14 protein-coding genes are annotated in these 14,121 nt (G+C 45.0%); 8 read left to right on the forward strand and 6 right to left on the reverse strand.

What is annotated here, in order from left to right; translation table 11 throughout:
* Positions 1–260: 260 nt before the first annotated feature.
* The 6 genes from ACRD6K_RS10070 to ACRD6K_RS10095 form a co-directional block, all read right to left on the reverse strand.
* Positions 261–1,436: a porin family protein gene (locus tag ACRD6K_RS10070; RefSeq protein WP_430973149.1), complete on the reverse strand. Its 1,176-nt coding sequence runs from the start codon at positions 1,434–1,436 to the stop codon at positions 261–263.
* Positions 1,433–2,059, reverse strand: a complete 627-nt coding sequence (locus ACRD6K_RS10075) for an RNA polymerase sigma factor (RefSeq protein ID WP_430973150.1) — start codon at positions 2,057–2,059, stop codon at positions 1,433–1,435. The genes ACRD6K_RS10070 and ACRD6K_RS10075 overlap by 4 nt, the downstream gene beginning before the upstream one ends.
* A gap of 129 nt (positions 2,060–2,188) precedes the next feature.
* The gene (locus tag ACRD6K_RS10080; protein ID WP_430973151.1) at positions 2,189–3,145 is read right to left on the reverse strand and encodes a DUF5777 family beta-barrel protein; all 957 of its coding nucleotides are present in this window, start codon (positions 3,143–3,145) and stop codon (positions 2,189–2,191) included.
* Positions 3,146–3,304: 159 nt separating this feature from the next.
* A complete protein-coding gene (locus ACRD6K_RS10085) occupies positions 3,305–3,850 on the reverse strand; it encodes a YceI family protein (protein ID WP_430973152.1) in 546 nt (181 codons plus the stop codon).
* A 14-nt stretch (positions 3,851–3,864) separates the two neighbouring features.
* The gene (locus tag ACRD6K_RS10090) at positions 3,865–4,242 is read right to left on the reverse strand and encodes a hypothetical protein (protein ID WP_430973153.1); all 378 of its coding nucleotides are present in this window, start codon (positions 4,240–4,242) and stop codon (positions 3,865–3,867) included.
* 40 nt (positions 4,243–4,282) lie between these two features.
* Entirely contained in the window at positions 4,283–4,792 is a 510-nt protein-coding gene (locus ACRD6K_RS10095; protein ID WP_430973154.1) for a CHRD domain-containing protein, read from the reverse strand.
* Between the two features lie 503 nt (positions 4,793–5,295).
* Between ACRD6K_RS10095 and ACRD6K_RS10100 the strand changes: the two genes are divergently transcribed.
* The 8 genes from ACRD6K_RS10100 to phoR all read left to right on the forward strand — a co-directional run bounded on the left by ACRD6K_RS10100 (position 5,296) and on the right by phoR (position 13,229).
* The gene (locus ACRD6K_RS10100; RefSeq protein WP_430973155.1) at positions 5,296–6,279 is read left to right on the forward strand and encodes a hypothetical protein; all 984 of its coding nucleotides are present in this window, start codon (positions 5,296–5,298) and stop codon (positions 6,277–6,279) included.
* A 19-nt stretch (positions 6,280–6,298) separates the two neighbouring features.
* On the forward strand, positions 6,299–7,363 hold the full coding sequence (gene pstS / locus ACRD6K_RS10105; RefSeq protein WP_430973156.1) for a phosphate ABC transporter substrate-binding protein PstS: 1,065 nt from the start codon (positions 6,299–6,301) through the stop codon (positions 7,361–7,363).
* A 66-nt stretch (positions 7,364–7,429) separates the two neighbouring features.
* A complete protein-coding gene (pstC, locus tag ACRD6K_RS10110) occupies positions 7,430–8,281 on the forward strand; it encodes a phosphate ABC transporter permease subunit PstC (protein WP_430973157.1) in 852 nt (283 codons plus the stop codon).
* Between the two features lie 7 nt (positions 8,282–8,288).
* Positions 8,289–9,176 carry a phosphate ABC transporter permease PstA gene (gene pstA, locus ACRD6K_RS10115; RefSeq protein ID WP_430973158.1) on the forward strand — a complete coding sequence of 296 codons (888 nt, stop codon included), beginning with the start codon at positions 8,289–8,291 and terminating at the stop codon, positions 9,174–9,176.
* Between the two features lie 3 nt (positions 9,177–9,179).
* Positions 9,180–9,959 carry a phosphate ABC transporter ATP-binding protein PstB gene (pstB, locus tag ACRD6K_RS10120; protein ID WP_299578378.1) on the forward strand — a complete coding sequence of 260 codons (780 nt, stop codon included), beginning with the start codon at positions 9,180–9,182 and terminating at the stop codon, positions 9,957–9,959.
* A 23-nt stretch (positions 9,960–9,982) separates the two neighbouring features.
* Positions 9,983–10,669, forward strand: coding sequence for a phosphate signaling complex PhoU family protein (locus ACRD6K_RS10125; RefSeq protein WP_299578377.1), 687 nt, complete (start codon positions 9,983–9,985; stop codon positions 10,667–10,669).
* Between the two features lie 4 nt (positions 10,670–10,673).
* Positions 10,674–11,354, forward strand: a complete 681-nt coding sequence (phoB, locus tag ACRD6K_RS10130; protein ID WP_430973159.1) for a two-component system response regulator PhoB — start codon at positions 10,674–10,676, stop codon at positions 11,352–11,354.
* Positions 11,355–11,456: 102 nt separating this feature from the next.
* A complete protein-coding gene (gene phoR, locus ACRD6K_RS10135; protein ID WP_430973160.1) occupies positions 11,457–13,229 on the forward strand; it encodes a sensor histidine kinase in 1,773 nt (590 codons plus the stop codon).
* The last annotated feature ends 892 nt before the right edge of the window (positions 13,230–14,121 follow it).

The raw sequence follows: 14,121 nt of genomic DNA on the forward strand, positions 1-14,121 counted from the left end.
TGCTTTTATCCTACCATTTCACTTGGATAAAAAAAACATGCAAATCTAAAAATAGTTTTGGATTTCTGTGCCCGTCTGAATGCGATGTCGGAAATTGCCTGGCTGATTGTGGTGGGGATGACAATTCAAAATTACAAGTAGGGCTTCAACGGTTGATAATTTTCCGGAGTACGAAGCTAGGGGTTTAAAACAAAATCTTTCTGAACTGATACGGAAAGCCAGTTCTTCTGATTGTGAATGAGCTTTTGTTTTTATAGTGCTTAGAGGGTCCAACTGGCGCTCAGAGCCATGCCAAAGGATTGTAAACGAACTTTGGCATACCCGATATCCTGTGTCGGAATTTTCAGAAATGGTTGCAGGTTGACACTCATTCTCGAACTTATCTGTTGCTGTACGCTCATTTGCAGGTTGAGCACGCTTAGCCAATGTTGATTCTCGTTTACAAGGTGGACATCCTCTGTGTTTTGACCATAGCCGTTACTGTTTTCAAAATAGTAGTCTTCCTTGAGCATAAGATAGGATGAAATTCCGGTTCCCAGGCTAACGGTGGTTTTTCCTTTGGTGAGGATGGCATAATGGATGTTAAAAGGAATATCCAGTACCCGACAATCGGCATTTACCATTTGAGTGGCATAGGTGGTTTCAACCTTATAATTGTTAAGGCCGGTTTCGTATACTTTTTTGGCATAAACGGCACCTGTGCTAAATTGCCATCTGGGCGTTAAGTTCCAACTTAGGAGCAGACCGATGTCGCCTCCAAAGCTTCCATCATTCAAGTTGTCAACGCCATTGTAGGCAGGAGCCACCAGGACACTTAAGGCAAGTGGCCTGTCTTTAGGACCGGAGTCAAGATGAAGTGGCTTGTCTGTGGCTTGCCCAATGAGGGGTACTTCTTTTTCCTTAGTTGTTGATTCCAGTTCACTTGTGCTTGGCAGTTCGGCCCCGAGGAGTTCTCTGAATATACTTTCGCGTTGGATAAGTTCTGAATAAGAAATAAGCTCGCTGGTATCTGTTGGCTCTGTTGACCCTTGTGTTTTGGTGGATGGACGATCTTCCTGAACCTCGGTTTCAGTGCGGGATACTAAATCAGGATAGTTTATCCCGGGTTGAATGAGTGAATCGATCAATTCCTTTTCAGTAGCAGGTGGAGTAGGTATCTCTTCTTCCTCAGTTGGTGTTTGTTCCTGCTTTAACTGCTCTGTTACGGGTTGTTGCTGGCTGGGCCAAAGCTGCCAAATGCCAAGAGCCAGGACAAGCAATGCTGCTATACTGCCAAGTGGTTTAAGCCAAAACACAATGCTTTTTCGCAGTGAATGCTTTTTGAGACGCATTTCAAGTTTTTGCCAGTCATCGGAGTTAAATGAAACCGGATCAAATTCAGGGTTTAAGCCTTCCCGAAACAATTTATCGATATTTTGAAGGTCCTTCGGTTTCATAATTCGTGCGATTTGGAATGAAATCCCGGGTGGTTTAGGAATTGTATCGTTGAGGCTATCGTGCTCTTCCAAAGTAAAAAAACAACAATGGATTGAGGGTGAGCAAGCATTTGTTGTAGCTTTTGCCTGGCTTTGTATAGGTTTGAGCGGGAGGTGCTGGCGCTGATTCCAATGAGTTCAGCAATTTCATCATGCGAGTAGCCATCAATGGCATATAAGTTAAATACCATCCGGTAAGTTGGTGGAAGCCGTTGGACCATGGCCAGCAAGTCTTCGTAGCGAAGTTTACGTTCAGCTGTTGCCTCGTTAGGAAGATCGTCTGATTGTTCCAGCTTCTCGATTCGTGTCCATTTTAGATTAGCCCGGTAATAGTCGATGGAAGCGTGGTAAATGATTTTACTCAACCAAGTTGTGAAAGGTCGGTTCTCGTCATATTTCTCAATGTTTGTTAGTGCTTTGAAAAAGCCATCATTTAAAACTTCGGTAGCTTCCTGGTAATTATTGGCATAGCGCAGACAAATCTTCATAGCAAACCCGTAAAGCTTTTGGTACAATAACTTCTGACTCTGCCGGTCTTGTTTTTTGCAACCACTGATCAACTCCTGTAATTCTTGTTCTATCATGGAAAGAATGACTAATTAATGCCAGTAGTAACTCTTCTTGCTTTGGTCATAGGCGCATAAGATGTAATTTAAGACATTATTTTTAATTGATCACGTTGGTTAAAGAGTAAAGTCGTCGCTCGTAGTTTGTTATGGTTCGTTTCTCGCGAGCGAGAATGTTCGGGTAATTGTAAATCCCCATCGGAATTCACCACTTCCCCATGAGCTGCTCGTGGCAGGAATAAATTGGTTTTCGAGGATTGCTGCTGAATTGGTGAAAATAGCGTTAAACACGTGCCCTCCGGTCTCAATTTCAAGGCCAATCCCCAGAGGATGGTGGAATTGAAAATCTTTCTGTTCCAGAAAATAGTCTTTACTGTTTTGACCTCTGAAAGGAATAAAGTAATCAGCTATGATGGCCATGCCTGAGCTTATTTTTACACGTGTCCCAAGGCCAAGGGCAAAGAGATTGTTTTCGTCCCTATAAGACACATAGTTGCGTCGAATATAGGTAGGAAGAATGGCTAATGAGAGACCATGACTGAATTTTCGGGTAACGATAAGTTGAGCCAGGTAACTCATTCGGTCTCCAAGTGAATGAAAGGATGCATCCGAAGTAGCGATAGTTGATTTTTCCATGGTCGAGATGACACTGTTTCCAAAAAAACTAACAGAAAGAGGAATGCGGTTGTCTGTACTTTGACGAACGATCCGGAATTTTGAGTTTAGGTAGACCAGCTCTCTTTGATTGGTGCTGATGCCATTGGGAGAGCCCTTCGCTCTTCCGATCCCAATGCTCCAGTGATCGGATATGCCGTAATCAAAACCAATCAAAATATCCGTGGAGTTGTCCAGCCCATAAAGGGTTTGAATGCCTCCTGAATTTCCGGCAATATCTCCAAAGCGGTGCATTACCACAAAAAGTAGGTCATTCTTATGGACCGTTTCATTCGACTGACCATTGATGATTCGGGATGAATTGAAGGTTCCAAGAACCGGTAACGAAGCTTGATCTTTGTCCGAATTGGGAAAGAGTTGGGCTAAGTCCTGCCCCTGGGCTAAAATGATTAGTGAAAAGGATAAAAGAAATGTGAAGAGTCGCTTCATAATACAAAGTGGTTTCGTTTGTCAATTTTGGATGTCAGTAACTAATTGATTGAAGGAGAGAAGTCAATGCTGCTTTGAAAAATGAACAAGGCAGCATTGAGCTTAATTCCAAAATACTTTTTGTCATGGCGGTTGTTCTATTTTCTTCATCATAGGGCATTAATCATTTGATAATTGGTAGCGTGCCGAAACAGTTACTTCTACTTCTTCTGCAATATTCTTGATAACCAATCGTGGAATGCGGATGTGATGATCCTTAAGACGAACAGGAAAGGTGGCGTTTGCTGCCAGAAATTTTCCATCGGTTTGCAGTTGAGCCTCTACGGTATAACTTTTAGTTACATTGTGGATGGTTAGTTGGCCATGTGCGACAACTGTAGCAATACCTTTCTGCTGCCAATCAACAGGTTGTTGGATGCTTCCTTTAAATTCGGCATAAGGATACTGATCGCTTTCCAGGTACTTCTCATTGAAATGTTCTTGCATCAACGGCTTCTCAAACTCAAAGGTTCGGATAGCAACCTTGAAGTAAACCGATTGACTGTCCATGTCAATGGCTGAAACTCCTTGGTGACTGATTGCATAGATGTTTTCTAAAGGAGCTTCTGAGAAAAAGCTTAAGCTTACCTTGTCTGACAACCATAGCTGTGCCTGGACTGTCAGCGTAACAGAAAGGATCAGAATAACTAGAAGCACTGTTTTCATCACAATTGTTTCAACTATTCATCAAGAGGTGCACAGTTGGCAATCCAAATCGAGAGCGAATCCCTGATCGCCTGAGGCAGGGGAGCATTGCCCTGAGGCATATCTGCATTGTTTGTAAGCACGCGGGCATTGAAAGAGCTCAGGTATTGGCTAACCCCGTTGTAGGTACTAAAATCTCCCGGCCCCTGCGAATTCCCTGTATGATGACATTCAATGCAGTATTGAGTCATAATTTCTTTGACGTAGTTTGTGTAGGTGATATCCATTTCCGGATATTGAGGAACACAGTCCATCGGATCCGGATCCGATGGAACTATTTCCGGTGCTGTATTCTCACAGCTACCGAAAAGAGCGACCAGCCCAACTAAGCCTATAAGAATTGGGTTCTTCATTTGTCAGAATTATCAGGTTGCATTTACTTGACTTCTATCGTTAATACCCACTTCCGCCTCCGGAATTATTTGAGCCAGAATTGTCTTTGGTCAATGTAGCCAGAACCTCGCCGGCAGGATAGTCCTGAGTGTGGATCTGAGCGTAAATCTTTCCGGCTGCTAAATCATTGACTTGTTGATTTGTCAAGGTTGCAGTACCTGATACGGTCCCCGCTGTTGCGGTTGCAAATCCTGTAATTTCAACAATAACAGGTCCATCGTTGTGGAAATGCATGTTCACGGCATTGGATCCTAAACCTGACCAGCTAATGGTGTAAGTTAGTTTTTTCGTGATGGGATCGAGCGTTCCCATTGCGGTTCCCGTTGCTGATGTGGTGACGTTGTCAGAGGATTTGACAAAAGTTCCGGCATAAGAAATCTTTTGAGTTGACTCCATATCGGTATTGTCATTGTTGCTATCGCTACAGGCGAAGAGTCCGCTGATGAGAAAGAGAACGATTAAAACCACTATCGGTGATTTGCGTTTCAATTGGATGTCTGTTGTTTTCATGATTCGATGTTTAATGCGTTAATACTGAATTGTTAATTCGATCGAAAAGGTTTTGCGCGCAAATTTTCGAATCGCTTCTACTTAAGGGTACGATTGCAAAACAGAATCTGCTGCCTGATAAAATACTTTTTTATCCTTTTTTAGGAATGCGGGTTGGAAAGTACTTCTATTGCTTTTATTATTTTTGAATGGTGTAGGTTGCTGCATCTGCAGATGTGTGTTGGGGTGAAGCGCAGAGCTTCCTTGATGGGAGGTCTGGAAGAGGAGCAGATTTCAGCCTTTGTAATCCGTTGGTCGAAAAAAGTTTGATTTGTAATCTTTTTGCAACAATTTGCAAGTATTAGGCTGTCAGGGGTATAGGTGTGTTTCTTGAGAGGTGTTACCAATCCTTAATGACGAATTTAATCGAATTGTAATATTTCATTAATGGACCTGTAATGATTTAGGTCTTCATTTGTCAGTGAATTCTGTTAAAGGAATTTGAAAAATTCAATCTTAAGTATATGAAACGTATTGGCGTATTACTAATGGTCATGTTGAGCATGATCGCCTTGGGCCAGGCCCAAACAACCAATGAATTTAAACCAAGTGGAAAACCAGTTATGCGGATTTACAGTAATTATCACAGTACATTTTCGGATGGTGAATCTGCTTCCACCTTTGAACTGACCCGGGTTTACCTGGGCTACCAACACCAGTTTAGCAAGGAATTGTCTGGCGCAATCGTTCTGGATGTTGCCGATCCTGGTGTTGGCGGACTGGAAATGACCGCTTTCGTGAAGAACGCTTACCTGAAATACCACACCGGAAACCTCACGGCAAATTTCGGGATGATTGCAACAACCCAGTTTAAAGTACAGGAAAATGCCTGGGGCTACCGGTATTTGTACAAATCGCTTCAGGATGAGCACAAATACAACGCCAGCGCGGACCTGGGAGTTAGCTTGGCTTACCAATTTTCGGATGTCTTGAGTGCCGACGTGATTGTGGCCAACGGTGAAGGCTACAAGAAAGTACAGGCCGACAGCACCTTCCGTACAGGCTTTGGGGTGACACTTACCCCGACTAAAAAGCTGACCGGACGGGTTTACTACGATTTTATTTCCAAAGAAAATACCCAGTCGTCGCTGGCCACCTTTATTGGTTACGCCGCCGACAAGTTTTCAGTCAATGCCGAATACAACCACCAGTTTAATGCCGGTTTTAAAGATGGCCAGGATTTAAATGGTGTTTCGTTCTACGGAACCTGGAAAGCCGCCTCTAAAATTAAGGTGTTTGCCCGCTATGATCAGCTTTATTCCAACACCGTGGATGGAGCCGCCAACGACTGGAACCTGGGCAAGGATGGTCAGCTGGTCCTGGCAGGTTTGGAGTTTGCTCCGGTTAAGGGAGTAAAACTGTCGCCTAACTTCCAGGGATGGAGCCCGGCGGACAGCAACAAAGATTTTAGTGCATCAGTCTTTTTGAATTGTGAGATCAAATTCTAATCTATAATTGATTTTAGTCATGAAAGTAATTGTATCCTTTGTTTTGGCGCTTGTTCTGTTTAGTGCATGCCAAAATTCAAGTAAGAAAACCAATGATTCAGGTAACGAAAGCGTTAGTCTGACTGCCGCTGGAGCAACCTTCCCACTACCATACTACAACCTGGTATTTAAAAACTACACCAAAGCAACCGATGTGCTGGTCACTTACGGAGGTATTGGTTCAGGCGGAGGTATCCGTAGTTTGAAAGATAAAGTGGTGGATTTTGGAGCCACTGACGCCTACCTGGAAGATGGTAAATTAGGCGAAATGCCGGGTGAAGTAGTCCACATTCCAACCTGTATTGGAGCTGTAGTAATTGCTTATAACCTGCCCGGAGTGGACGAGCTGAAGCTTTCAGATCAACTGCTGGAGAAAATCTTCATGGGTGAGATTACCAACTGGAACGATCCGGCCTTAAAAGCCAACAACCCGGATGTAAACTTTCCAAACCTGGAAATCACCTTTGTTCACCGTTCAGACGGTAGTGGTACAACCCATATTTTTAGCGACTACATGAGCAAAGTGAGCCAGAAATGGGCCGATGCTGTAGGAACCGGAAAATCGTTGAAATGGCCGGTTGGTATGGGTGCTAAAGGAAATCCTGGCGTTGCCGGTACCATTAGCCAAACCGAAGGGTCGATTGGTTATATCGGTTCTGAGTTTGCCTTTGCCCAGAAAATACAAACAGCCAAAGTGCAGAACAGCAGTGGCGCCTACATTTTGCCAAGCATTGAAAGCATCAGTGCAGCAGCACAGGGCGAAATTCCGGCTGACACCCGGGTGATGTTGACCAACTCATCCGATCCGGCTTCGTACCCCATCAGCGGATTTACCTGGATTATTCTGTATAAAGACCAGTCGTATGATGGCCGCTCCAAAGCACAGGCCCAGGCTACGGTTGAATTCCTGGATTGGCTGGTAGGCGAAGAAGCGCAGGGACAGGCCGCCCGGGTTAACTATGCGCCGCTTCCGCAGGCAGCTGTGCAGAAAGCCAAAGCGATCCTTCGCGGGGTTACTTATGGCGGTGAAACACTTTTAAAATAGTTAAATGGTTTAGTCATCGGATGACCCTGAAATCATCCGATGATTAATGGAGTAAACTCTTAGTCGATGAACAGTGATAAAATCACCAAAGCCGTTTTATTCTCCGTATCCATTCTCATTCTGATGCTGGCGGCAGGTATGGTTTACTCCTTGGTTGGTGGTGCTGTACCGGCATTCAAAGCCTTTGGCTGGCAGTTTATATTTTCCGGTGAGTGGAACCCTACGGAAGGACGGGAAGAATATGGTGCCTTACCTTTCATTGTTGGAACCCTGATGACCTCTTTTGCAGCCTTGTTGCTGTGTTTACCCTTGTCTTTTTCCACCTCTCTTTTTCTGGGTGAATACTTTCGGGGAACACGTGTGGCGCGCATCTTAGGTATTCTCGTGGATTTATTGGCGGGAATTCCTTCAATCGTATACGGATTGTGGGGCTTCTATGTGTTGCGGCCAGCTTTGATTGAGCTGGGTTTTGGCGGACGAGGATTCGGAATTTTTACGGCCAGCCTGATTCTGGCCATTATGATTATTCCCTATGCCACTTCGCTCAGTAATGAAATCATCAGCATGGTACCCAACGATTTGAAGGAAGCAGCCTATTCGCTGGGGGCCACCCGGCTCGAAGTCATCTCTACGGTGACGATTCCGAATGCCCGGTCGGGGATTGTTGCCGGCTACATTCTGGCATTTGGGCGGGCACTGGGAGAAACCATGGCCGTTACCATGCTTATTGGAAACACCAATGTGGTTCCGTCCAGCTTTTTTGACACCGGAAACACCATGGCCAGTGTGATTGCCAACCAGTTTGGCGAAGCCGACGGGCTGAAGTTGAGTTCGTTGATTGCCATTGGTCTGCTCTTGTTTTTGATCACCGGTATCATCAATGCTGTGGGTAAGTTGATAATTAAAAAGATGAACTAATTGGGAAATGGAATCAATTCAGGCACTTAAAAATCAGGATCACTCGTCGGGTCGTTTGTTAAAAGACAAGCTGGTACTTATCGGTGTGGTCATTTTATCGCTGGTCACCATTTCGCCCATCATGCTGATCATCTTCAAGCTGGTGATGGAAGGTTACCGACAGATCAGTCTTGATTTTCTGATTCAGAATACGCCGGACACCTTTGAAGCGATGACCGCAGTTGCCAACGGCGAGAAGATTCCGGGGGGGATAGCCAACGGAATTGTCGGTACGCTGGTGATGGTGGTGCTGGCAGCTGTTATTGCCATCCCTGTTGGGGTGTTAACCGGCATTTACCTGTATGAAAACCAGGGAAAGATGATGGCGAACCTGACACGTAATATTTCGGACATCTTACAGGGCGTTCCCTCGATTGTATTGGGCTTAATCTCGTATTTGTGGGTGGTGAAGCACGTTACCAGCGGCTATTCGGCCCTGGCAGGTAGCGTATCGCTGGCCATTATGATGCTGCCCATGATTGTACGATCAACCGAGGAAACGCTGAAAATGATTCCGCAAACGCTGAAAGAAGCCGCACTGGCCTTGGGCGTTCCGTATCATAAAGTCATTTTAAGGGTGTTGGTGCCTACCGGATTCAGTGGTTTACTAACCGGTATTTTGCTGGGTATTTCGCGTATTTTGGGTGAAACAGCACCGCTCTTGTTAACGGCCTTAGGCAGTTCGCGCATCAACCTGGACATCTCTGAGCCAACCAGCGCCATTCCGCTGCTAATCTGGGAGTTTTATAACGACCCCAACATGATTGACCTGATTTGGAGCTCATCCCTGCTTTTAATGGCGATTGTCTTAATTTTAAACATCGTTTCGAAACAACTGGCAGGCAAAAGAAATTAGAACATGACAAACACAATAGCTGAAGTAAAAAAACCGATCCTGTCGATCAACGACTTGTCGATTGCCTATGATAAAAACTATGCAGTCAAAAACGTATCGGTTGAAATCAAAAAGAACACGGTCACTGCCATTATGGGGCCTTCGGGGTGCGGTAAAAGTACCTTGCTGCGTGCCCTGAACCGGATGCACGAGCTGTATGAAAACATCAGCACAGAGGGCGAAGTATTGCTGAATGACAGTAACATTTACGACATGTCACCCATCAAGTTGAGGCGGCATATGGGCATGGTGTTTCAGCGGCCCAACCCCTTCCCAACCATGAGCATTTACGACAACGTAATTGCCGGTTACAAGCTGAATGGCATTCGAACCAAAAAGAAGGAGCGCGATGAAATTGTTGAACGTTCCTTACGCGATGTGGCCCTTTGGGATGAGGTGAAAGATTCGCTTTACAAGAAAGGAACCTTCCTTTCGGGCGGGCAGCAGCAACGCTTGTGCATTGCGCGGGCACTGGCTTTTAGTCCGGAAGTGATTTTGATGGACGAACCCACTTCGGCCCTCGACCCGATTGCCACTTCCAAAGTGGAGGATTTGCTGGTCAAACTGAAAGAAAACTATACCATTGTGCTGGTGACACACAACATGTCGCAGGCGGCACGAATCTCTGACTATTCATTATTTATGTATCTTGGTGAGTTGGTTGAATACGGGAAAACCAAAAACATGTTTACCAATCCAATCGACCCCAGAACCGAAGAATACCTGACCGGAAAATTTGGTTAACAGTCATTTAATAAATTCAAATCATGACCATAAAAAAAGACGACGCGATCAATCACATCCAGGAAGATTTTGAAGCCATGGCCAACCTGGTGCTGGAACAGCTGGATTTGCTGGAACAGATTATTATTTCGGGAGAAATAGAGGTGCCGGAAGAGCTGCTGAAAAAGATTACCCGGAATGAAAAGGACATTGATAAACGGGAAGTCAAACTGAGCGAAAAAATTGTGAATGCCATTGTGTTGTATAAGCCGGTAGCTTCTGATTTACGCTGGATTATGGCTTGTTACCGGATCATTCTGAGTCTGGAGCGGATTGGCGATATTGTGCTGAATGTCACCAATTTCATTGATAAGATTAAAACACCGGAAATTTACGAACGTTTGCTGGAAGTTTTGTCAACCATGACCATTCAGAGCATTAAAATGGTTCGGAAATCCTTGCTGTCCTATTTGAATGACGACCGGGAATTTGCGGTTTGGACCATTAAGAATGATGTGGTTTTTGAAGAAATCAACCATAAGTTGCTGAAAAAGATTCTGGCTAAAACCGAAACGGCAGAAAGCAACAAGCACCTGCTGATGAGCATTGTGACCATTAAAGAAATGATGTCGAACATTGAACGGATTGCTGATCACGCTACCAACATTGCCGAGGCAGCCATTTATTCCATCGAAGGAAAAGATATCCGTCATCATAAATTGGAGAAATAGCCCCATGAATACTACCCCTAAAATATTGGTTGTTGATGACGAAAAGGACCTGCGCGAAATTCTTCAGTTCAATTTATCCAGTGAAGGTTTTGAAATTGACGTGGCTGCATCGGCTGAAGAAGCGTTAGCGCTGCCGCTGGAAAATTACCACCTGATTTTGCTGGATGTGATGATGGGCGGCATGTCGGGCTATAAAATGGCGGATTTGCTTCGGAAAGAGAAAGCCTTGGACATTCCCATCATTTTTCTGACGGCCAAGGGCTCGGAAAACGATTTGCTGACAGGGTTCAACGTGGGAGGCGACGACTACATTGTCAAGCCATTCTCCATCAAGGAAGTGGTGGTGCGGATTAAGGCCATTCTGAAGCGCGGAAAAATGACCGCACAGGCTTCCTCCGTGCTCGAATACCAAGGGCTGCAGCTGGATATTAGCCGAAAAATGACCTCGCTGGATGGAGAACCGATAAAACTGACCCGCAAGGAATTTGAGATTCTGGCGATGTTGATGAAAAACCGGGGCAAGTTTATCTCGCGACAGGAAATCCTGGACCGGATTTGGAGTGATGATGTAATTGTTACCGAGCGCAATGTGGATGTGAATATTGCCCGCTTGCGGAAAAAAATAAAAGACTATGGCACCGTGATTAAAGGGCGTTCGGGCTATGGCTATTGCTTTGATTCTTAAATAAAGCGAGAACCTTCACCCGAGGGATGGAAACGGCCATTAGGCCGCACACCTCATGAGTGGGTTCATGAATCATTACTAAAACTTTTAAAAACAGATACTGTGGGACTTCAACGTAGAACATACAAGCAGCGGATTTTCATCTACTTTTTTGCTGCATTTTCTTTTTTCATGATCGCGATTCTGGCCTTTCAGTTTAACCGCGAAAAACGCTACCGGACCGATCAGCTGGAGAATACGCTGGATAACATTGCGGGCTTTACCAGCCGGTATATCAAGCATTACGATGTGATGGAGGAGCAGGATTTTGCCCGTTTGGACACCCTTCGTTACCTGATTCCGGAAAGCAATACCCGGGTGACGGTGATCGATACCAAGGGCGATGTGTTGTACGATAGCTATGTGTCGGACTACAGCCAGATGGAGAACCACCTCTCGCGTCCGGAAGTGCAAAAGGCGCTCTACTCCGAAACCGGTAGCAACATCCGCCACTCGGAAACCACCGGGCAGGACTTCTACTATTTTGCGCGCTACTACAACGGCTATTTTGTGCGCTGTGCGGTGGAATACAACATTGAAATTAAGAATTTTCTGAAGACCGAGCGGGTGTTTATCTTCTTCATGATTGCCCTGTTTGTCATTATGTGGGGCTTACTGTCGCTGGTTACCAATCGCCTGGGTGAGTTTGTGAACAAGCTGCGTGACTTTGCCGTCCGCGCCGGACGCAACGAAAATATTGACCCGAGCCTGACTTTTGCCGACTCGGAGTTTGGCGATATCCGCCGGCAAATTGTGCACATCTACAACGACCTGAGGCAAGCCAAGGAAGACCTGACTGCCGAGAAGGAACGACTGTTTAATCACCTGAATGCCCTGAACGAAGGGATTGCCTTCTTTCTTCCCAACAAAGAAAAAATATTGGCGAACAGCCATTTCATTCAATACATCAACCTGGTTTCAGACCGCTCGTCGATTTCGGCCGAGATGCTTTTTGATATTGAAGATTTCAAACCGCTGGTTTATCAAATCGATAAATACCTGGAAAGTGATATCGTGATTAACCCCAAAGACCTGCCTCAGTTTTCGATTACCATTTCGCGCAACGAAAAGTATTTCCGGGTGCAAAGCATCGTCTTTCCGGATAAGAGCTTCGAGGTGTTGATCAGCGATATTACCAAGCCGGAGAAACGCCGTTTGCTGAAACAGCAGCTGACCTCCAACATTGCGCATGAGCTGAAAACGCCGCTGGCTTCGGTTAAAGGCTACCTGGAAACCATTCTGAATAATAAGAACCTGCCCAAGGAAAAGCTGGAGTACTTTATTGAGCGGGCTTTTAGCCAGAGCGAACGCCTGAATGATTTGCTGAACGACATTTCCTTGCTCAACAACATTGAAGATGCCGGCGACTTGTTTGAATTTAAATACACGCACCTGCGTCCGTTGATTAACGATGTGATTGAGAACCTGGAGTCGCGCCTGAACGAGCGTAACATGCTGGTGCAGGTGGCCGTGAGCGATGAGGTAAAAGTTTATGGAAACGACAGTCTGTTGTCCTCCATTTTCCAGAATTTTATTGAGAACTCCATCAACTATGCCGGCGAAAATACGCGCATTCAAATTAAGCAGTACCTCGAAGATGAGAAATTCTATTACCTGAGTTATTCCGATACCGGAAAAGGAATTCCGGAGGAACACCTGGCACGTATTTTTGAGCGTTTTTACCGGGCCGATGAGGGCCGCACCCGCGAAAACGGGGGAACCGGCCTGGGCTTGTCTATTGTGAAAAATGCGGTGCAGCTGCATAAGGGCGAAATCTCGGTCCGTAACAAGCCCGAAGGAGGCCTCGAGTTCCTGTTCTCGCTGGCTAAAGGCTAAGCCCGGAACAGAGACCAGCAGCAGTAGCGAATAAATTATTGATGCATATTGAAATCCTCAGTCGAATCAACCGGCTGGGGATTTTTTTGTCAGTTTCATGACAGTTCATGAGTACATAAGAGGCTTGTCTTTGTGGGTTCGTGTATTCTTTCTTTGCGTTTCCTTTGCATCTTTGCGGTTAAAAGGACTGTTATCGGTTATCAGTTTTCAGTTATTCGGTGTCATTGTTTTTTGCTCTGTATCGCTCTGTGGTTAAAATTGAAACTTGTCATTGATAGTCATTAAAAATTGATAGTCAGATTTTCAGATTGCGCATGAGTTCACACGTTCGTGACTTCGTACGTTCATGTCTTCGTGATCTTCTGCCTGTTTCTTAACCCATCCGTCCCGGTTCCCGGGACACCTTCCCTTCGAGAAGAGAAGGCAGTCCAACCACCAGCGCATGGTTCAATGAGAATAAGGTCTATTGGCTTCCTACTTTAACCTTTCTCCTTGATTCTTTAACCTTTTCAAGCCTCTGCGTTCTTAACGGTTAAAGTTGACAGCCGGTTTTCAGATGCTCAGCTAGTCAGCTAGCTGGTTGTGTTCATTAAACGGTGTCAGTTCTTTAAAACTAGAATAAAATGGGTTTTCTTAGGCTCATGTTTTATGAAGTTTTGTAAATTGATGGAGAAACGATTAAGCTGTAATACCCGAACACAAGGATACGAAGCAGTAAGATTCCCAATTGCTGATTTCGATTGGGAGGATGCTTAATGATGCCGTTTAGAGCATATCGTATTGTTGTTCGAAAAGGAAGGGGCTTAATTCTTTCAGGGTAATGTTCATTAAACTGTGTCAATTGTATTTTTTGCTATTAGAGTTTTAGTTTGCATCGTTCTCCAAATTTGAT

Origin of the sequence: Sunxiuqinia rutila (assembly GCF_050589705.1) — a bacterium.
GTDB lineage: Bacteria > Bacteroidota > Bacteroidia > Bacteroidales > Prolixibacteraceae > Sunxiuqinia > Sunxiuqinia rutila.

Coding starts and splice junctions, on each gene's coding strand:
- ACRD6K_RS10070 (WP_430973149.1), bottom strand. CDS start 1,436: ATGAAACCGAAGGACCTTCAAAATATCGATAAATTGTTTCGGGAAGGC.
- ACRD6K_RS10075 (WP_430973150.1), bottom strand. CDS start 2,059: ATGATAGAACAAGAATTACAGGAGTTGATCAGTGGTTGCAAAAAACAA.
- ACRD6K_RS10080 (WP_430973151.1), bottom strand. CDS start 3,145: ATGAAGCGACTCTTCACATTTCTTTTATCCTTTTCACTAATCATTTTA.
- ACRD6K_RS10085 (WP_430973152.1), bottom strand. CDS start 3,850: ATGAAAACAGTGCTTCTAGTTATTCTGATCCTTTCTGTTACGCTGACA.
- ACRD6K_RS10090 (WP_430973153.1), bottom strand. CDS start 4,242: ATGAAGAACCCAATTCTTATAGGCTTAGTTGGGCTGGTCGCTCTTTTC.
- ACRD6K_RS10095 (WP_430973154.1), bottom strand. CDS start 4,792: ATGAAAACAACAGACATCCAATTGAAACGCAAATCACCGATAGTGGTT.
- ACRD6K_RS10100 (WP_430973155.1), top strand. CDS start 5,296: ATGAAACGTATTGGCGTATTACTAATGGTCATGTTGAGCATGATCGCC.
- pstS (WP_430973156.1), top strand. CDS start 6,299: ATGAAAGTAATTGTATCCTTTGTTTTGGCGCTTGTTCTGTTTAGTGCA.
- pstC (WP_430973157.1), top strand. CDS start 7,430: ATGAACAGTGATAAAATCACCAAAGCCGTTTTATTCTCCGTATCCATT.
- pstA (WP_430973158.1), top strand. CDS start 8,289: ATGGAATCAATTCAGGCACTTAAAAATCAGGATCACTCGTCGGGTCGT.
- pstB (WP_299578378.1), top strand. CDS start 9,180: ATGACAAACACAATAGCTGAAGTAAAAAAACCGATCCTGTCGATCAAC.
- ACRD6K_RS10125 (WP_299578377.1), top strand. CDS start 9,983: ATGACCATAAAAAAAGACGACGCGATCAATCACATCCAGGAAGATTTT.
- phoB (WP_430973159.1), top strand. CDS start 10,674: ATGAATACTACCCCTAAAATATTGGTTGTTGATGACGAAAAGGACCTG.